Origin of the sequence: Paenarthrobacter sp. NPDC090522 (assembly GCF_044769225.1) — a bacterium.
In the GTDB taxonomy this organism is placed as follows: Bacteria; Actinomycetota; Actinomycetes; order Actinomycetales; family Micrococcaceae; genus Arthrobacter.
Window position 1 is genome coordinate 64,998 of sequence record NZ_JBIVXL010000017.1, and the last position, 18,712, is coordinate 83,709.

An 18,712-nucleotide genomic window follows, 5' to 3' on the forward strand; every position below is an offset into this window, starting at 1 on the left:
CGGGGTTCGAATCGGTGAATAATGGCAGAATGCGTCTTGGCGTTCTCGACATCGGTTCCAATACCGTCCACCTGCTGCTCGTGGATGCCCACCCTGGCGCGCGTCCGGTAGCTTTCGCGTCCCACAAGCGCCCGTTGAGCCTGGTCCAGTACCTCGACGAAGACGGCAACATCAATGATGCCGGACAGCATGAACTGGTGGAGTTCGTCCTTGAAGCGTGGGAGTTCGCCGCGCGCCACAAAGCGGAAGACCTGCTGGCGTTCTGTACGTCGGCCATCCGTGAGGCCACCAACGGGGCCGAGGTCCTGGCCAGGGTGAAGCACGAAACCACCGTTACCCTGCAGGAACTGACCGGCAGCGAAGAAGCATCCATGACGTTCTTCGCGGTCCGCCGTTGGTATGGGTGGGGCGCAGGTCCCATCCTGGACTTGGACATCGGCGGTGGCTCCTTCGAAATGGCCTACGGAACCGATGAATTGCCGGAATTCGCCACCTCGGTTCCTTTGGGAGCCAGCCGCCTCACCCGGGACTGGCTCCACGAGGATCCGCCGACGGCCAAGAGCGTCAAGGAACTGCGCCGCTACATCCGATCCACGCTCAAGCCGGTGGTCCGCGAATTCCATCAACTGGGCCGGGCCAACCTGGTGGCCGGCACGTCCAAGACCTTCAGGTCGCTGGCCCGCATTGCCGGCGCCGCTCCGAGCGCTGCGGGGCCCTACGTGAAGCGCGAGCTCCATGCCGCGGATCTTGGTTTGTGGGCCCAGCGGATTTCCGCGATGACCGTTGCTGACCGCCTCTACCTGCCTGGCGTTTCGGACGCGAGGGCACGCCAGCTCCTGGCCGGCGCCTTGGTGGCGGAGGCGGCCCTGGAACTGTTTGAGTTCCCCAAGATGGAGATTTGTCCTTGGGCCCTCCGTGAAGGCCTGATCCTGCGCCGCCTCGACCAACTGGTCTTCGAGGAAGCCCTGGACCCGGCACCGCACGTTGGCAAGCGCAAGAAGGACAAGTCCAAGAAAAAGGCCAAGGAAGACGGGAAAGATCAACAGGACCACCCCATCAAGGAATTCCCGGTCCCGGTGAACGATCCCGCCCCAGCACCCATCCCAGCCCCCGCAGCAGGCGGGCTGGCCTCCTGAGATGAGTACCGACGTCGAACCTGTTGCCAACAACCGCCAGATACCGGTGGCGCTGTCCAGCGCATCGGTCTATCCACTGAGCGTCCATGACGCGTTCGCCGTCGCGCAGGACCTGGGCTACGAAGGCGTCGAGGTCATGGTGACCAACAACGCCGTCAGCCAGAACCCGGATGCCCTTGTCCAGTTGAGCCACCGGTATAAGCAGCCCATTGTCTCGATCCACGCGCCTACCTTGCTTCTGACGCAGCAGGTCTGGGGATCCGCGTGGAACAAGATCGAGCGGTCCTGCCAGATGGCCAAGGAGGTGGGCTGCGACACTGTGGTGGTCCACCCGCCGTTCCGCTGGCAGTCGAACTATGCAGAGAATTTCGCCGAGGGTGTCCGCGAGATCGCGGCCATGTACCAAGTGCACATTGCCGTGGAGAACATGTATCCGTGGCGTGTGCGTGGACGTGAGGCCGTTGCTTACCTGCCGCATTGGGACCCGTTGGGACAGGATTACGACGACGTCACGTGGGATTTCTCGCATGCGGCAACTGCCGGGGCCAACAGTCTGGAAGCGGTCCAGGCCTTGGGCAGCAAGCTCCGGCACGTGCACCTGACGGATGGTTCGGGTTCGGGGAAGGACGAGCACCTGGTACCCGGAACCGGTACCCAGCAGTGCGCCGACGTCCTCCAGCACTTGGCATCCAACGGATTCGACGGCGTGGTGGTGGCCGAGATCTCCACCCGCAAGGCAAAAGTTGCCGGGGAGCGCGAGGAAATGCTTGCCGAAACATTGCGCTTCGCGCGGCAGCATCTGAGTGTTCCCCTGGTCCGGAGCCTGGACAGCTAGCTGAGCAAGAGCACGGAAAGCCCGGGCCCGTTGGCCCGGGCTTTCCCACGCGCGCGTGCCGTGGCCTCCTGCCCCGGCCCCAAGGCCCGGCCCCAGGGAACTCGGCCCACCTGCCTTAAAAGCGAAAGCACCGGCGGCCGAATCGGGAAATGGGGGAAAACCCGCCCCGGCCACCGGTGCTGCTGGCGGACATCCCCATGCCCGCCTCATCACTCGCACCCTCAATGAGGTAACTACTAAGTTACGGACCAACCATGGGCGCCGCCTGCAATAACCTTGTGAACTAGCTGGGAATCCTGGACTGGTGCGGCCTGGACCCGCGCCGGCGTTCGACCCGCCCAAGGGCCAACTGCCATGATGGAGCCATGAGCAACCGAATCGCATTCCTTGGCTGTGGATCCATGAACGAGGCAATTCTTGGCGGTCTTCTCGCCGCGGGTGCCGACCCGTCCGATGTTGTCGCCACGGTGCGTCGCGCCGAGCGGGCGGAGGAGCTGGCCCAGCGCCACGGCGTCATGGCGATCGCCGGCGAAGAGGACCCGGACAACAACAAGCTGGCCACCAAGGGCGCCGGAATGGTCATCCTGGGCGTCAAGCCGGTTGGCATTGCGGACCTGGCCCGGGAGATCAGTCCCGCACTGGGCAAGGACACCATCGTGGTCAGTGTGGCTGCCGCCGTTTCCCTTGCCCAACTCGAAGCAGCGCTGCCGGAAGGGCAGCCGGTGATCCGCACCATGCCCAACACGCCCGCCAAGCTGGGCCGCGGCGTGGTTTCCGTATCGCCCGGAACGCACTGCAGCCCTGAGCAGCTCCAGCGTGCCAAGACGGCGCTGGCAGGTGCCGGCACTGTCGTGGAGGTGCCCGAGGACCAAGTGGACGCCTTGTCCGCGATCAGCGGCTCCGGACCCGCCTATGCGTTCTACCTTGCGGAGGCCATGGCCGCAGCCGGCGTCGAACTCGGGTTGGATGAGGAGCTGTCGCTCATGCTGGCGCGCGAAACGGTGGCCGGTGCGGGCTTCATGCTTGCCGAGCCCGGCGCGAACCCCACAGACCTGCGCGTGGCGGTGACCAGCCCCAACGGCACCACCGAGCGCGCCATCGCGGCGTTCAACGACGGCGGGATCCCCAGGATCATCGCGGACGGCGCCCGCGCAGCGGCTGCGAGGGCGGCGGAGATCACCAAGCAACTCGGCTAGGCGTCAAGCAAGCCAAGCTACGGGCGGGCCGCGAAGCGTTCCAGCAGGTCCACGTGTCCGGACACGATCAGCATGTCGTGTCCGGACACTTTGGTTTCCGGACGCGCGTAGGTGAAGTCCTCACCCGGCGTCTTCACGCCCACAATGGTGACGCCGTATTTCGAACGGACCTTGGATTCCTCCAAGGTGAAGCCGACGGTTTCCTTGGGCGGGTACATCTTGACGATCGCGTAGTCGTCGTCGAATTCGATGAAGTCAAGCATGCGCCCGGACACGAGGTGCGCGGCACGGACACCGGCGTCGGCTTCGGGGTAGATGACGTGGTTGGCGCCGATCCTGCTGAGGATCTTGCCGTGGGACGGCGTGATCGCCTTGACCCAGAGGTGCTGGATGCCCAGGTCAACCAGGTTCACGGTAATCAGCACTGACGATTCGATCGAGGTGCCCACGCCCACGACGGCCGAGCTGAACTCCTGCGCACCGAGCTGGCGCAGGGCGTCGATGTTGGTGGCATCCGCTTCCACGACGTGGGTGAGCACCGGAGCCCATTTCTGGACCAGACTGCGGTCGCGTTCGATCGCCAGGACCTCTCGGCCCTGCTTCACCAATTGCTCAGCCGTGGCCGAACCAAAGCGGCCAAGGCCGATCACCAGGACCGGTGCGTTGTGGGCGGGACGGTTGGCCGCCCCCTGGGTGCTAGCCAATGATTGGCCTCTCTTCCGGGTAGTGGAACAGCTGGCTGCGTTGGCGCAGGGCCAGGCCCGCAGCGAGGGTAACGGTGCCGACGCGGCCGGCGAACATGAGGGCCGTCAGGACATAAACGCCCGACGGCGGCAGCTCGGCACTGAGGTTGGTGCTCAGTCCTACAGTGGCGAAGGCGGAAATGGTTTCGAAGAGCACCCGGTCCAGCGAGGCTCCGCTGATGGACAGCAGCAGGAAGGCCGCGACGGACACCAGGGTGGCGCCGGCAACGATCACGGAAATGGCAACGCGCATGGTGCCTTGCGGGATGGTGCGGCCGTACACCTTGACGTCAGCGTCGCCGCGGGCTTCGGCGATGATTGCCAGGAACATGACGGCGATGGTGGTTACCTTGATGCCGCCGGCCGTTGAAGCCGAGCCGCCACCGGCGAACATGAGCGCATCGGTGAGCAGCATGGTGGTGGATTCCATGTGGTTCTGGTCCACCAAGTTGAAGCCGCCGGACCGGGTCATGACAGAGGCGAAGAGCGAGTGGATGATCTTGTCGCCCAGGTCCATGTGCGCGATGGTGCGCACATTGTCCCACTCCATCAGTGCCCACAGCACGGTTCCGGCCAGCAGCAGGATGAAGGAGACCTGGATGGTGAGCTTGGTGTGGAGGTTCCACTTCTTCCAGTTCAGGCCATTCTGTTGGAGCACCATCACCACGGGGAAGCCGAGGCTGCCCAGGAATACCCCGAGCATCAGGGGGATGAGGATCCACAGGTCGGTTTCGTACGGGACGATCCCGTCCGAGTGGGGCGTGAAGCCGGCGTTGTTGAAGGACGAGATCGAGTAGAAGACGCCATGCCACACGGATTGCCAGAACGGCTCACCCAGAAGCATGAAGCGTGGAATCAAGGCCAGGGCCAAGGCGGCTTCGATCACCACGGAGGTGGTGATGACGATCCGGAGCAGTGTACCCACTTCGCCGAGCCGGCCTGCGTTGTTCATGGCTTCCTGGGCAATGAGCTTTCCACGGACGCCAAGCCTCTTACTGACCATGAGCGCCAGCAAGGATGCCAGTGTCAACGTGCCCAAGCCACCGACGAAGATGCCCACCAGGATCACCAATTGCCCGAAGAAGGACCAATGGGTTGCCGTGGAGACCACCGTCAGCCCGGTGACGCAGACGCTGGACACTGCCGTGAACATCGCTTGGTGGAGCGGAGTGGCTTCGCCCGAAGCCGAGGAGGCAGGCAGGGACAGGAGCCCGGTAAAGAGCAGGATGACCAGGCCGAACGCCACGAGTGCCAGACGGGCCGGGGAAGTATTGGCTATGTTGTCGATGAAGTCGCGGGCACGTGTGAAGATCCACAAGCCTTCACGTTCCGGCTGGCCTGGTTGCCAGTTGGCCGAGGCGGTGGACCGCGACTGGCTTTGAGACATGGCGCTCTTCCTCAAGTGAACATACTTTCCTGAGTAGTAAACCACTATTCGGCTGCCGTAACCGGGCGGGGAGGCGCTACGGCCTCAGGTAGCCTGTTCTGGATGAACTCCACGCTTGGAACGGCGGCTTCCAGCATCACGCGTTCCGCACTGCCAACGACGGTGGTGTGGGATCCTGCCATGACCGCCTACAACTTCGGGCCCGGCCATCCCATGGCACCCCAGCGCCTGGAACTGACGGCAAGACTGGCCGAATCCCTGGGTCTTTTCAACCACAACCATGTGGCCGTCGAGGCACCCACGGTGGCTACCGACGTCGAACTTTGCTCGGTCCACAGCCCCGACTACGTGGCGGCGGTCCGCCGGGTCAGTGCGGACCCCTTCTGGCCTGACGAAGAGCGGGGGCTGGGCACCGAGGACGATCCCGCGTTTGCGGGCATGCACGAAGCCAGTGCCCGGCTGGCCGGGGGGTCATTGCTGGCGGCGGATTCGATCCTGGACGGCAAGGCCATCCGGGCGGTCAACTTCAGCGGTGGCATGCACCATGCTTCGCGGGAGCGCGCGAGCGGTTTTTGCGTGTACAACGATGTTGCCATGGCTATCCAGCGGTTGCTCGACGGCGGTGTGCAGCGGATCGTCTGCATCGACGTTGACGCCCATCATGGCGATGGGACGCAAGGCATCTTCTGGAACGATCCCCGGGTGATGACCATTTCCCTGCACGAATCCGGGCTGACGTTGTTTCCCGGTACGGGTTTCGCCAATGAAACGGGCGGTCCGGACGCTCCTGGCACGGCGGTGAACGTTTCGCTTCCGGCGTTCACGGGCGACGCCGCGTGGCTGCGGGCGTTCCATGCTGTTGTGCCGCAACTCGTCGGGGCTTTCCAGCCCGAGGTGATCGTCAGCCAGCACGGCTGTGATTCCCATCGCCTGGATCCGCTCACGCACCTCAACCTGAGCGTCGATGCCCAGCGTGAGGCCGCCAGCGCCGTCGGGAGCCTCGCAGCCCGCTACTGCGGGAACCGCTGGATTGCCACGGGCGGTGGCGGCTATGACGTCACGGGTGTGGTCCCGCGGGCCTGGAGCCACCTGATCGGGATGGTGACGCAGCGCGCGGTGCCCCTCGCGACCCCCGTGCCCGAAGAGTGGCGCACGTACGTCAAGGAGAAGTACGGAGTGTGGGCTCCTGAGTCCATGGGTGACGATGTGGACATCTGGTGGCGTTCCTGGGAGGTGGGTTACGACCCCGCGGACCAAGTGGACCGGACGGTCATCGCCACGCGCAAGGAGATCTTCCCCTTGTACGGCTTGGATCCCTGGTTCGACTGAGCGCTTGCCAGCAAGCTAAGCGTCCGTCTTCTCCGTTTGGAACACCACCCCCGCCGCTCCGACAAGCCAGCCCAGCAGCGACAACGCGAACGCGCCAATAAGGTCGGTGGATGCCTGTCCCTTGAACAACCACAGCACCAGGACCAGCATCCCCATGGTCATGTAGACCATGATGGCGAAGATCACCCGGCCCGAGAGCCGGGTGGCCACCTGGGCGGGATTGATCAGCGGGCCCTGCTCTCCGGCCGCGGCGTTGTCCCGCTTGACCTCGGAAATGGTGAAACCCAAGGCCGAGGGCGTGAGGGAACTCAGCGAAGTGGCCAGGACGCCGGCCGCGGTGACCAGGGCTCCGTTCAACTCGGGTGCCTGGGCTTCGCCGGTGGGAACCCACGTGCCAACGCGGAGCAGGACGGCGGCCCACACCAGGACGAACAGGGCCAGGAACACTGCGGCGATGATGTTGAACATGTGCCGCCTGAAGAAGTCAGTCATTGCCCTGCACCCCGTGGTGTTGGCGGCCGGGGCCTGGGAGCCCGGACGGACCGTGACAAAAGTTGTAGCACCGGCCCACCCGGCGGTCAACGATCCGCCGCTGCGGCGGACGGAAACGAGGGATGCCATTTGGCGTATATGTCGCTAGGGTGGGTGTCATGGTGACTGACGACGTATTTGCCGTCATTGCTGAGGCAACCAGGCGCGACATCCTGGTTTCCCTCCGCTCTGGGGATAAAGCAGTAGGGGAACTGGTAGAAGAGTTGGCCGCAAGCCAGCCCACCATCTCCAAGCATTTGAAGGTTTTACGCGAAGCTGACCTCGTCAGCATGCGTGCTCAGGGTCAGAAGCGCTTCTATACCCTGAATCCCAAGCCGCTCGCGGGCGTCGCCTCGTGGCTGGAAACGTTCGACGTCGGACCGGCGGCTGCCGCCGTCGTCGTACCTTCCGCGGGGGAGCCCGCCGCTGAAGCCGCCACGGCCACCGTTGCGGAGGATGTTGCGCCGCGCACGGAGACCCTCAGCCAGGCCGTCACAGCGCACGCAACGGACGCGCCTGTGTCTGTAGACCTGCAGACGGACGATACTGTGCCGCAGCAGATCGGACGCACCGTGGGCCGGGCGGCCACCAAGGCCGCGGACCTCCTGGCGAACCTTCCCAACCTGCCGAAGTTCGGGCGCAAGCGCTAGACCTAACGTGATACTCCTCACATTGTGAGTTTTTGTTAACCTTCGGTTTCCCGTCTTTCCGAGGCTTTTCTGCCCTTGTGTTAAGTCGCGCCCCGGCAGTCACATCCGGCTCGGATGGAGATCCTACCTTCTGTGATGCAACCATGAGCGGGACTTTGATTGTCTCGCCGCGGGCTCGTGGCACCTGAGGGATAGGAAGACGCATGGACTCAAGGCTCGAAGCCGTCCGGGACACCGTGTTGGCGCGGAACCCTGGAGAGAAGGAATTCCACCAGGCCGTAACCGAGGTTTTCGAAAGCCTGGGCCCGGTCCACGACCGTCATCCGGAGTTCCTCGAAGGCGCTGTCCTGGAACGCCTCTGCGAGCCGGAGCGCCAGATCATCTTCCGCGTTCCGTGGACCGACGACGCCGGACGCGTGCATGTGAACCGCGGCTTCCGCGTGGAGTTCAACTCGGCGCTGGGCCCCTACAAGGGCGGACTGCGTTTCCATCCCTCGGTTTACCTGGGCATCGTGAAGTTCCTCGGCTTCGAGCAGATCTTCAAGAACGCGCTGACGGGCATGCCGATTGGCGGCGGCAAGGGTGGCTCGGACTTCGATCCGCGCGGCCGTTCCGATGCCGAGATCATGCGCTTCTGCCAGTCCTTCATGACCGAGCTCTACCGCCACATTGGTGAATACACGGACGTTCCGGCCGGCGACATTGGAGTGGGCGGACGGGAGATCGGCTACCTGTTCGGCCAGTACAAGCGCATCACCAACCGCTACGAATCCGGCGTGCTGACCGGCAAGGGTATCTCCTGGGGTGGCTCGCTGGTGCGGCCCGAGGCAACCGGCTATGGAACGGTCATCTTCGCCCAGGAGATGCTGAAGACGCGTGGAACGTCCTTCGACGGCCAGCGCGTCGTCGTGTCGGGTTCCGGCAACGTGGCCATCCACGCGATCGCCAAGGCACAGGCGCTTGGCGCCACCGTGGTGGCGTGTTCCGACTCCGCCGGCTACATCGTGGACGAGGCGGGCATCGATGTTGCCCTGCTCAGCCAGGTCAAGGAAGTAGAACGCGCCCGCCTGACCGAATACGCTGCGCGCCGCCCGGGCGCCAGCCACGTCGAGGGCGGTTCGGTGTGGGATGTCAACGGTACCGTTGCGCTGCCTTGCGCCACCCAGAACGAGCTCGACGGCGATGCTGCCGCCAAGTTGGTCAGCAACGGCCTGATCGCCGTTGCCGAGGGGGCCAACATGCCCTCTACCCGGAAAGCCGTGTCCGTGTTCCAGGAGGCGGGCATCCTCTTCGGGCCGGGCAAGGCCGCCAATGCAGGTGGCGTTGCTACCTCTGCCTTGGAAATGCAGCAGAACGCCAGCCGCGACTCGTGGACGTTCGAGCACACTGAGGCCCGGCTTACGGAAATCATGGTGGGTATCCACGACCGCTGCGCCGAGACCGCCGAAGAGTATGGCGCGCCGGGCAACTACGTGGTGGGTGCCAACATCGGTGGCTTCGTGAAGGTAGCCGACGCCATGCTGGCCCAGGGACTCATCTAGCATTCTCACCCAACTGGGTAGCAGTAGAGCGCGTTTTGAAGCTTCAAAACGCGCTCTACTGCTACCTACATGGGTTAGTGCTGCAGCAGGTGGACGTGGTCCGGGTTGAGGTCCGCCACCTTGCTGACTCCGAGCAGTGCCATGGTCCGGGTCATGTCCTTTTCCAGGATCTGGATGGTCCGGTCCACGCCTTCGCGCCCACCGGCCATGAGCCCGTACAGGTAGGCGCGGCCGATCAGGGCGAAGTCTGCGCCGAGGGCGAGGGCGGCAACGATGTCGGCGCCGCTCATGATGCCGGTATCCAGCATCACCGCGGCCTTGCTGTTGTCAGCCTTCAGCGCAGCTGAGACCTCAGGCAGCAGGTGGAACGGGATGGGTGCACGGTCCAGCTGGCGTCCGCCGTGGTTGGACAGGACAATGCCGTCAGCCCCATGGTCGACAACGCGCCGGGCATCCTCGACGGTCTGGATGCCCTTGACCAGGAGCTTGCCCTTCCACGTCTCGCGCAGCCAGTCCAGGTCCTCGTAGGTCAAAGTGGGATCGAACATTGAGTTGATCAGGTCTGCCACCGTGCCCGTGTACCTGGACAGCGAGGCGAAGGTCAGGGGCTCGTGGGTCAGGAAGTTGAACCACCAAGCGGGCCGGTACGAGGCATCAAGGACGGTCTTCAGTGTCAACGCCGGGGGAATGGTCATGCCGTTACGGACGTCGCGCAACCGGGCGCCGGCCACTGCCGTGTCCACGGTGACCATGAGGGTGTCGTTGCCAGCCTTCGCAGCCCGCTCGATCAACTCCAGCGAGCGGTCGCGGTCCGTCCACAGGTAGAGCTGGAACCAGTTGCGGCCATTCGGCGCTGCCGCGGCAACGTCTTCGATGGAGGCGGTACCCATGGTGGAGAGCGTGTAGGGGATGCCGGCGGCCTCGGCGGCCTGCGAGCCTGCATATTCACCCTCGGACTGCATCATGCGGGTGAAGCCGGTGGGTGCGATGCCGAACGGAAGCTTGGACTCCTGGCCGAGGATATCTGTGCGGAGATCGATCTTCGAGACGTCGCGCAGGATGCCGGGACGGAATTCGATGTCCTGGAACGCCTGGCGGGCACGGCGCAGGGTGATTTCGGCTTCCGCGGCGCCGTCGGTGTAGTCGAAGGGTGCTTGCGGGGTGCGCCGCTTGGCGATGTCCCGCAGGTCCCAGATGGTGCTGGCCCGCTTGAGCCGCGCGGTTTTGCTGAACTCGGGCTTCTTGAACTGCATGAGCGGCGCCAGGTCGGAGACCTTGGGCACGCGCCGCTTCAGTGCTGCGGGGAGTACGACGGCGGGCCGCGGCTGAGGCGGGCGGCTTACGTTTTGGTCGCTGCCGGCATCGGCGGGCGCGGCAGTGAGCTTGGGATCGAGGGTGTCGGTCATGCGGTTCTCCCTTGAAGTGTGTGGTCTAACCACACTGTAAGGCATGTGGTTGGACCACATCAACTAGTATTCCGGTATGCGAACGCACGAACTTGTCCTGGGGTGGATCGAACAGCAGTTATCCAGCGGCGAACTGGTCCTGGGGGGACGCCTGCCCGGTGAACGGACCATGGCCGAACAATTGCAGGTCTCCCGCACTTCGGTGCGCGAGGCCGTCCGGATCCTGGAAGCCATGGGCGTTGTCCGTGCTGGGGTAGGTTCCGGTAAGGATGCGGGGACCATCGTCATCGCCGAGCCGGGATCCGCCTTGGGGTCGACGCTCCGCCTTCATGTGGCAACGCGGCACCTGCCCGTGGCGGACATTGTGGAGACCCGCGTGCTGCTTGAGTCCTGGGCGGCGGCGCGCGCACAGCCAGGCGTGCCCGAGCTCTACGAAGCTGCGGAGCTGCTGGACCAAATGGACGCTGCCCCGGACGTTGACACGTTCCTGGGCCTCGACGCCCGCTTCCATGTCGCCCTGGCGCAAGCTGCGGGCAACGCCGTGGTGAGCGCCATGATGGCCTCGCTCCGTGGGGCGATCGAGAATTACGCCAGCGAACTCACCGGAAACCTGCCCGACTGGAACGCCACGTCGGGGCGGCTTCGGGCCGAACACCGCGCCATCCTTGCCGCCGTCAACGCGAACGACGGCCGCAAGGCGGCAGATCTTGTGGCGGCGCACATCCGTGGCTTCTACACGGAGGCCGGAGTGGGCTCGGCTTCCACCCAGGATTAAGAGCAACGCGGAGCCACTTACGGCCCATGTTGGCCCCCTGAAAGGGCCGTTGGTGACTCCGCGTTGCCTTCCTAGGCGGGCTTGAAGGCTGGGGCAGCGGTGCTCTTTCGGATCTCCATGCGGGGAGCGAACTCGTCCTGCTGATGGACGGGTGCTTCGTCCGCCTGCTGGATCTGTTCCCGCATCCTGCGCCACGCCAGGCTGCCGAGCTCATTGATGGGCACGGCGGCCGTGGTGAGCGGGGGAGTGGTGTATTTGGCGAACGGAATATCGTCGAAACCGGTCACGGAGATGTCTTCCGGAACCTTGATGCCGCGCTCGTGCAGGCCGCTCAAGAGGCCCATGGCAACGAGGTCATTGAAGGCCAGGATGCCCGTTGCTCCGCTGGCAATGATGGCCTCGGTGGAGTCGTGGCCCGAGTCGAAGTTGGAGCCGCCGTGCAGCATCTGGAGTTCGATGTCCGGGTGCTCCTTGCGGAATTCCGCCAAGCCGACCAGACGCTGGCGGTTTGAGGCGCTGTGTTCCGGGCCGGAGAGGTAAACGAGCCGCTGGTGGCCCAGGGAAACCAAGTGCCGGGCGAGCTCCTGGATGCCCTGCCCGTAATCGACGCTGAGGCTCGGTGTGTTGGTGGTGATGGTGGTCCGGTTGATCAGGACCAGCGGGTGCAGGGTGGGGGCCAGTTCCTCCAGCTCTGCATCGGGCATGCGGGGTGCACAGAGCACCACGCCGTCGCAGCGTCGCCGCGCTTCACCTGCCAGGATGGCTTCCTCGCTGGTCACTTCGGAGGAATCCGCGATCAATACGCGGTAGCCGTCCTGGGCGGCAGCAATGCTCAGGCCGCGGAGGATGGCCTGGAACGTGGGGTTGGCCAGGTCCGGCACAACGATCCCAATGGTGTCCGTCTTTCCCAAGGCCAAACTCCGGCCCACGGGGTTGGGCTGGTACTTCAGTTCAGCTGCGGCGGCACGTACGCGTGCGGCAATGCCGGGGTCCACTGCCGCGTTGCCGTTCATGACGCGCGACACTGTGGCGTGGGAAACGCCTGCCTTCTCCGCGACGTCGGCAATGCCAACGCGCCTGTTGGTATTCCTGCGTGCCATCTTGCCCCTTCCGATTGGCTTGCCCCGTGCTGCCCCGTCGTTGGGGCGATGGTTGACGCGACCGCCAGAGTCTTGATACAAAGCTTATAACGCTCTGAGAAAACGCTTTCTCATGATTCTTCCCAGAACAAGCCGGGCCGTCAAGCGGTTCACTCCTGCCTTTGGAAAGGGGCATTCTCCATGGTCAACGTCGACACCGCCGAGACCCATCCAGCCACCACCCCGTCCACATCGGGCACCGCCGGCCACCGCACAAGAATCGCCCTCATTGGCACTGGCGGCCGCTCCGAGATGTACATCCGCGCCATCTTCGGCCAGCACGCCGATGTTGCCGAGCTCGTGGCCCTGTCCGACGTCAACCCTGGCCGAGTGGAGTTCTACCAGGAGCTCATCAAGGAACTCGGCGGATCCGGACCGGTCGGGTCCTTTGAACCGGGCGAGCTCACCAGTTTCATCCAGGCACATGGCATCGAACGCGTCATCGTGACCACCCCGGACTACACGCATGCCGACTACATCGTCGAAGCGCTTGAGGCGGGTGCCGACGTCGTGGTTGAAAAGCCGCTGACCATCGATGTGGAGGGCTGCCGCCGCATCACCACTGCCGTGGCAGAAACGGGCCGCAACGTGGTGGTCACGTTCAACTACCGCTACTCGCCGCGCAACTCCGCCCTCAAGGAAGTCATCCAGAACGGCGTCATCGGCAAGGTGACCTCGATCGACTTCAGCTGGGTGCTTGATACCGTCCACGGAGCCGACTACTTCCGCCGCTGGCACCGCGACAAGAAGAACTCCGGCGGGCTGCTGATCCACAAGGCTTCCCACCATTTCGACCTGGTCAACTGGTGGATCAACGATGTTCCCGAGCGCGTCTTCGCTTCCGGCGGCCTGCGCTTCTACGGTGACAAGAACGCCAGCGACCGCGGCCTGGGCGTCCGTCCCGAGCGCGGTACCGTGGACGGACTCGAGCGCGATCCGTTCCGTCTGGACCTCCGCGACGACGAGCGGCTCAAGGCCCTGTACTACGACAACGAGAAGTTCGATGGCTACCGCCGTGACCAGGACGTCTTCACCGATGGGATCACCATCGAGGACAACCTGGCCCTCGTGGTGGACTACCAGGGCGGACCCACCCTGAGCTACTCCTTGAACGCGCACAGCCCGTGGGAGGGTTACCGCGTCACCGTCAACGGCACGGAAGGCCGGGCAGAACTCGAGGTGGTGGAACGTGCCGCCGTCGAGTTCAGCACGGACAAGAAGACCGTCGTGGACCCGAGTGCCACACCCATTGAGGAAGAGGACGCCGTGCGACGCAACGGTGAGCGCCTGATCGTCCAGCGCCACTGGGAGGCAGCCTATGAGGTGCCGATCATCAATGGCGAAGGTGGCCATGGCGGTGGCGACAACCTGCTGCTTTCGGACCTCTTCAACGGCCCCGGAGCGGACCCGTTGGGACGTCCGTCCGGCTACATCGACGGGCTCCGGTCCGTCTCGGTGGGCATCGCCGGAAACCAGTCCCTCGACACCAACCTGCCTGTCCACATCAGCGAACTTGGCCTCGGCGCCGACCTCAGCCGCGACCAGGCCTGACCCCCAAGAGACGCAAGGAACTTCAGATGAGCAGGATTTTCGTCACCGGCGGCTCGGGACGGCTCGGCCGCAGCGTGGTAGCCGGACTCGCAGGGGCGGGCCACGACGTGGTTTCCGTGGACCGCGACGCCATCCCCGCCGGGCAGTTGCCGGCAGGCGCCACGCAATTAACCGCAGACCTCCTGGCGCCCGGTGAGGCGGAGCGCCTCATCAGGGAAACAAAGCCCGACGCCGTCATTCACCTCGCTGCTATTGCGGTACCTTTCAGCGCACCCGAGGACGTCATTTTCAGCACGAACACCCGGCTCGCCTACGCGGTGGTGAGTGCCGCCACCGACGCAGGCGTTCCGAAGATCGTCACGGCAAGCAGCCCCACTGCCCTCGGTTACGGTTCGCCGGCAGGCTGGCTGCCGCCGTCGTTCCCTTTGAACGAAGAGACCCCACCCAAGCCGTGGAACGCCTATGCGTTGTCCAAGCTGATCGCCGAGCAGACGGTCCAGATGTTCGCTGCAGCGCAAGGGGAAAAGATCCGGTACGCGGCCTTCCGCCCCTGCTACGTCATCTCACCCGAGGAATGGGAGGGAGCGCTGACGCAGCAGGGCCATACGGTCAGGGAGCGGTTGGATGATCCCGCCTTGTCCGCACCGGCTTTGTTCAACTACGTCGATGCCCGTGACGTGGCTGAGTTCCTGGATGTCCTCTTGGCGAAGATGGACTCCATTCCCAACGGGCAGGTGTTCTTCGTGGGCGCCAAGGATGCCCTGGCCACCGCGCCCTTGGCTGAATTGTTCCCGCGGTTCCTGCCCGGCAGCGGTCCACTGACGGAGCACCTCACCGGTACCAGTCCAGCATTCTCCGTGGATAAGGCCCGCGAGCTTTTGGGGTGGGAGCCGCGGCGCAGCTGGCGAACCGAACTCGCCCCTGCCTACGAAGGCGCAGATACAGCACTACTCAATGACGAGAACCACCGCGGCCTGGTGCCTGCGGGAGCAACCAGCAAGGAGACAGCATGAAATTCGACGGCGTCCTTTTCTTCCCCGTCACGCCCTTCACCGAGGACGGAGCGGTGGATGTGGCCCTCCTGAAGGAACACATCGCCTCGCGCCTTCCGTTCGGTCCCGGCGGCGTGTTCCCGGCATGCGGCACGGGTGAATTCCATGCCCTGTCCCTCGACGAAATCCGCACAGTAGTCGCAGCCGCCGTCGAGGTTGTAGCCGGAGCTGTTCCGGTGGTGGCAGGTGCCGGTGGGCCTCTGGGCCACGCGATTGCCGCCGCCAAGGCAGCCGAAGAAGCCGGCGCCGACGCGCTGCTGGTTCTTCCCCCGTACCTGGTCACGGGTCCCACGGACGGTGTGGTTGCCTACGTCGAGGCCGTGGCGGACGCCAGCAGCCTCCCCGTCATTGTCTACCACCGCGGTACGGCAAAGTTCACCGCCGCCGCGATGACCCGTTTGACGGCGAACCCCAAGGTGGTGGGCTTCAAGGATGGGATTGGCGATGTTGGCCTCGCGCAGGAAATCGTCTCCGCCATCAACGCCAGCGGCCGTGAAGACTTCGCGCTGTTCAATGGCCTCCTGACGGCCGAACTCACGCAGGGCGCCTACCGCGGGCTCGGTATTCCGTTGTACTCCTCGGCGGCCTTCGCCATGGCCCCGGAGATCGCCAAGGCCTACTACGACGCCTACGTCTCCGGCGACGAAGAGCGCCGCAACGCGTTGCTGGAAGGCTTCTACGGACCGCTCGTCCGGCTTCGTGACCAGACACCGGGCTTCGGCGTCTCCCTGATCAAGGCCGGCCTGCGTTTGGCCGGCCTGCCCGTTGGTCCGGTCCGTCCGCCACTGGTGGATCCCACCGAGGAGCAGCTGTTGGAGCTCAAGGCAATCCTCGCCAAGGGCCACGAGCTGGCCGGCAACTGATGCCGGCCCGCATCACCGGGCTCTCCACCCGCCTGATCACCGTTCCGCTGCTGCGCAGCTGGGGCGTGGAGGCACCGGAGAACCACGTGATTGTCACCGAACTGGCAACGGACAACGGCGGAACGGGCCACGGTTTTTCGTGGACGCCTACCATCGGCCCCCAGGCAGTGAAGGCCCTCCTGGACCACGACATCGCACCATTCATCGTTGGGCTCGAAGCCAACGCGGAGATCGTGTGGGACGCGTTGTGGAAGAGGCTGCACGAAGCGGGCGGTGGAGGGCTCACCACCATTGCCATGGCCGGCGTGGACCTTGCGCTCTGGGACCTCGCAGCGCGGAAGGCCGGCCAGTCCGTCACCGGACTCCTGGGGCAGCGGCAGGAATCCGTGGAAGTCTACGGTTCCGGCGTCAACCTGCACTACTCCCTGGATGAGCTCGTGGAACAGGCCAAGCGCTGGGTGGCTGCGGGTCACAACGCCGTCAAGATCAAGGTGGGCAAACCGGAGCTGCGCGAGGACGCCGAACGGGTGGCCGCGGTCCGGGAGGTCCTCGGACCGGACCGCTTGCTGATGATCGACGCCAACCAGCGCTGGGACCTGGCACATACCTTCCGTGCGTTGGATGTCCTGGCCGGCTATGGCCTGGAATGGCTGGAAGAACCGATCCGTGCGGACGATCTGTGGGCCTACCGGAGGTTGCGCAAGCACTCGCCGGTGCCCATTGCATTGGGGGAGAATGTCCACACCATCTACCGGTTCCGCGACTTCATCGAAGCGGAAGCGGTGGACATCATCCAGCCCAACATTGTTCGGGTTGGCGGTATCACCCCGTTCAGGCGGATCGTCGAGTTGGCGCGGGCAAACAGCATCCGGGTTGCCCCGCACTTGCTGCCCGAACTGTCCGGTCAGCTGGCCCTGACCCTGGCCGAGGCTGTCAGTGTGGAAGACGTGGAGGACGCCTCCTTCCAACAGTTGGGGATCCTTGGCGGCCCGTCCCCTATCAGCATCCGTAACAGCAGGCTCAGTTCCGCAGGCAGGCCCGGACTCGGATTCGATTTCTCCACACAGGCCTCCGCTACCGACGCTATCGAGAGCAAAGGAAACCACATTGAGTACAGCAACTCTTGACCTGACAGCAGTGACGGCCGCAGCGGCTGTCGCGGCGAAAGTGACCGCAGCAGCGTCCGACGCCGAGCGCGCGAAGTGGCTGACCGCCGTCGCCGACGCGTTGGACGCCAACGTGACGGAGCTCGTGGCCATCGCCGACTCCGAGACCAGCCTTGGTACGGTCAGGCTCACCGGAGAAGTGGCCAGGACCAGCGGCCAGCTGCGGTTGTTCGCGCAAGTCATCACCGAGGGTTCGTACCTCGAAGCCGTGATCGACCACGCCGACCCCGGAGCAACTCCGCCCAAGCCCGACCTGCGCCGCATCCTCAGGCCGGTTGGCCCGGTAGCCGTGTTCTCGGCGTCGAACTTTCCGTTCGCGTTCTCCGCGGCCGGCGGCGATACTGCGTCTGCGCTTGCTGTTGGCTGCCCGGTGATCGTCAAGGCCCATTCAGGCCACCTGCGGCTGTCCGAGCGCACGGCGGAGATCGTCACGGAAGCCTTGGCCCAGGCCGGCGCCCCCGAGGGCATCTTCGCGTTGGTGAGTGGCCGCGAAGCCGGAACCGCGTTGGTCCAGGATCCTGCCATCAAGGCTGTTGGTTTCACCGGTTCCATTCCGGGTGGCCGCGCCCTGTTCGATCTTGCGGTTTCACGTCCGGAGCCCATTCCGTTCTACGGCGAGCTGGGCAGCCTGAACCCGGTGGTCATCACGGCGGCTGCCCTTGCGGAACGGGGAGAGGAACTCGCCGCTGGCCTGGCAGCCTCGTTCACCATGGGCGCGGGCCAGTTCTGCACCAAGCCCGGCCTCATCTTCATCCCCGCAGGGACGGACTTTGCAGCGCACGTGGCTGAAGCCAGCAAGGACAAGCCAGCAGCGGCCATGCTCACTGAACGCATCGCCGAGGCGTACCCGTACGGCCTGCGCAGCGTCGCAGAGCAGCCTGGGGTGACGTTGGTCAGCGGCACCGCAGACCAGGACGCCTTGGCCGATGGCGCTGCACCGGTGGTCTTCTCCACCACGGCAGCCAACGTCCTGGCACGGCCCGGGGAACTTCTGGAGGAATGCTTCGGGCCCACCACGCTTTTGATCGAGTACGCCAATCAGGATGAGTTGTCCGAGGCCCTGGGCAAGGTTCCCGGCAGCCTCACGGCAACCCTCCACGCCCGGCCTGGCGAGGACATCGATGCGCTCGTGGAACAGCTCAGCGGGCTGGCCGGGCGGGTCCTGTTCGCCGGCTGGCCCACGGGCGTGGCAGTGAACTGGGCCCAGCAACACGGAGGTCCCTACCCGGCCACCACGTCCCTGTTCACGTCCGTGGGGGCAACGGCGGTCCGCAGGTTCCAACGTCCGGTGGCGTACCAGGACGCGCCGGAGAGCATCCTGCACCCGGCCCTGCACGAGTCCAACCCGCTGGGCATCCCGCGCCGCGTGGACGGCGCACTGAACCTCAGCTAGCGCACCCAACTGGGTCGCA

General features: G+C 64.9%; 17 protein-coding genes. 12 read left to right on the forward strand and 5 right to left on the reverse strand.

All coding sequences use genetic code 11. The annotated features are described in order from the left end of the window. Positions 1 to 29: 29 nt before the first annotated feature. The 3 genes from ACIQT2_RS19095 to proC all read left to right on the forward strand — a co-directional run bounded on the left by ACIQT2_RS19095 (position 30) and on the right by proC (position 3,167). Entirely contained in the window at positions 30 to 1,136 is a 1,107-nt protein-coding gene (locus ACIQT2_RS19095) for a Ppx/GppA phosphatase family protein (protein WP_402949566.1), read from the forward strand. Position 1,137: 1 nt separating this feature from the next. Beyond that, positions 1,138 to 1,971, forward strand: coding sequence for a sugar phosphate isomerase/epimerase family protein (locus tag ACIQT2_RS19100; protein WP_400337403.1), 834 nt, complete (start codon positions 1,138 to 1,140; stop codon positions 1,969 to 1,971). Between the two features lie 365 nt (positions 1,972 to 2,336). Further along, a complete protein-coding gene (proC, locus tag ACIQT2_RS19105; protein WP_402949569.1) occupies positions 2,337 to 3,167 on the forward strand; it encodes a pyrroline-5-carboxylate reductase in 831 nt (276 codons plus the stop codon). A gap of 17 nt (positions 3,168 to 3,184) precedes the next feature. Here the strand turns inward: proC and ACIQT2_RS19110 are convergent, their stop codons facing one another. Continuing rightward, entirely contained in the window at positions 3,185 to 3,871 is a 687-nt protein-coding gene (locus ACIQT2_RS19110; protein ID WP_387439446.1) for a potassium channel family protein, read from the reverse strand. After that, a complete protein-coding gene (locus tag ACIQT2_RS19115; RefSeq protein WP_400337406.1) occupies positions 3,864 to 5,297 on the reverse strand; it encodes a TrkH family potassium uptake protein in 1,434 nt (477 codons plus the stop codon). Before ACIQT2_RS19115 ends, ACIQT2_RS19110 begins: the two co-directional genes overlap by 8 nt. 102 nt (positions 5,298 to 5,399) lie before the next feature. Between ACIQT2_RS19115 and ACIQT2_RS19120 the strand changes: the two genes are divergently transcribed. Further along, entirely contained in the window at positions 5,400 to 6,626 is a 1,227-nt protein-coding gene (locus ACIQT2_RS19120; RefSeq protein ID WP_402949573.1) for an acetoin utilization protein AcuC, read from the forward strand. A gap of 15 nt (positions 6,627 to 6,641) precedes the next feature. On the opposite strand, the gene ACIQT2_RS19125 is transcribed toward ACIQT2_RS19120, so the two are convergent. Next, entirely contained in the window at positions 6,642 to 7,247 is a 606-nt protein-coding gene (locus ACIQT2_RS19125; protein ID WP_402949576.1) for a hypothetical protein, read from the reverse strand. Positions 7,248 to 7,276: 29 nt separating this feature from the next. Here ACIQT2_RS19125 and ACIQT2_RS19130 point away from each other — a divergent pair, with 29 nt between their 5' ends. Both ACIQT2_RS19130 and gdhA read left to right on the forward strand, forming a co-directional pair. Further along, positions 7,277 to 7,807 (forward strand): ArsR/SmtB family transcription factor, encoded by a 531-nt coding sequence (locus ACIQT2_RS19130; RefSeq protein ID WP_402949579.1) that lies wholly within the window; start codon positions 7,277 to 7,279, stop codon positions 7,805 to 7,807. Positions 7,808 to 8,010: 203 nt separating this feature from the next. After that, a complete protein-coding gene (gdhA, locus tag ACIQT2_RS19135) occupies positions 8,011 to 9,348 on the forward strand; it encodes an NADP-specific glutamate dehydrogenase (RefSeq protein WP_400337414.1) in 1,338 nt (445 codons plus the stop codon). Positions 9,349 to 9,422: 74 nt separating this feature from the next. On the opposite strand, the gene ACIQT2_RS19140 is transcribed toward gdhA, so the two are convergent. Beyond that, positions 9,423 to 10,754, reverse strand: coding sequence for an alpha-hydroxy-acid oxidizing protein (locus ACIQT2_RS19140; protein WP_402949582.1), 1,332 nt, complete (start codon positions 10,752 to 10,754; stop codon positions 9,423 to 9,425). Between the two features lie 76 nt (positions 10,755 to 10,830). Between ACIQT2_RS19140 and ACIQT2_RS19145 the strand changes: the two genes are divergently transcribed. Next, on the forward strand, positions 10,831 to 11,529 hold the full coding sequence (locus tag ACIQT2_RS19145; RefSeq protein ID WP_402949585.1) for a FadR/GntR family transcriptional regulator: 699 nt from the start codon (positions 10,831 to 10,833) through the stop codon (positions 11,527 to 11,529). 71 nt (positions 11,530 to 11,600) lie between these two features. On the opposite strand, the gene ACIQT2_RS19150 is transcribed toward ACIQT2_RS19145, so the two are convergent. Then, positions 11,601 to 12,629 carry a LacI family DNA-binding transcriptional regulator gene (locus tag ACIQT2_RS19150; protein WP_402949587.1) on the reverse strand — a complete coding sequence of 343 codons (1,029 nt, stop codon included), beginning with the start codon at positions 12,627 to 12,629 and terminating at the stop codon, positions 11,601 to 11,603. Positions 12,630 to 12,809: 180 nt separating this feature from the next. Between ACIQT2_RS19150 and ACIQT2_RS19155 the strand changes: the two genes are divergently transcribed. Genes ACIQT2_RS19155 through ACIQT2_RS19175 form a run of 5 tightly spaced genes read left to right on the forward strand, consistent with a single transcriptional unit; the run spans position 12,810 to position 18,693 of the window. Further along, complete coding sequence (locus tag ACIQT2_RS19155) at positions 12,810 to 14,219, forward strand: Gfo/Idh/MocA family protein (protein WP_402949590.1); 1,410 nt, start codon at positions 12,810 to 12,812, stop codon at positions 14,217 to 14,219. A 26-nt stretch (positions 14,220 to 14,245) separates the two neighbouring features. Beyond that, positions 14,246 to 15,232 carry an NAD-dependent epimerase/dehydratase family protein gene (locus ACIQT2_RS19160; RefSeq protein WP_402949593.1) on the forward strand — a complete coding sequence of 329 codons (987 nt, stop codon included), beginning with the start codon at positions 14,246 to 14,248 and terminating at the stop codon, positions 15,230 to 15,232. Continuing rightward, complete coding sequence (locus tag ACIQT2_RS19165) at positions 15,229 to 16,134, forward strand: 5-dehydro-4-deoxyglucarate dehydratase (RefSeq protein ID WP_402949595.1); 906 nt, start codon at positions 15,229 to 15,231, stop codon at positions 16,132 to 16,134. The genes ACIQT2_RS19160 and ACIQT2_RS19165 overlap by 4 nt, the downstream gene beginning before the upstream one ends. Then, a complete protein-coding gene (locus tag ACIQT2_RS19170) occupies positions 16,134 to 17,261 on the forward strand; it encodes a mandelate racemase/muconate lactonizing enzyme family protein (RefSeq protein ID WP_402949597.1) in 1,128 nt (375 codons plus the stop codon). Before ACIQT2_RS19165 ends, ACIQT2_RS19170 begins: the two co-directional genes overlap by 1 nt. Continuing rightward, positions 17,242 to 18,693, forward strand: coding sequence for an aldehyde dehydrogenase (NADP(+)) (locus ACIQT2_RS19175; protein WP_402949599.1), 1,452 nt, complete (start codon positions 17,242 to 17,244; stop codon positions 18,691 to 18,693). The genes ACIQT2_RS19170 and ACIQT2_RS19175 overlap by 20 nt, the downstream gene beginning before the upstream one ends. Positions 18,694 to 18,712: the final 19 nt, after the last annotated feature.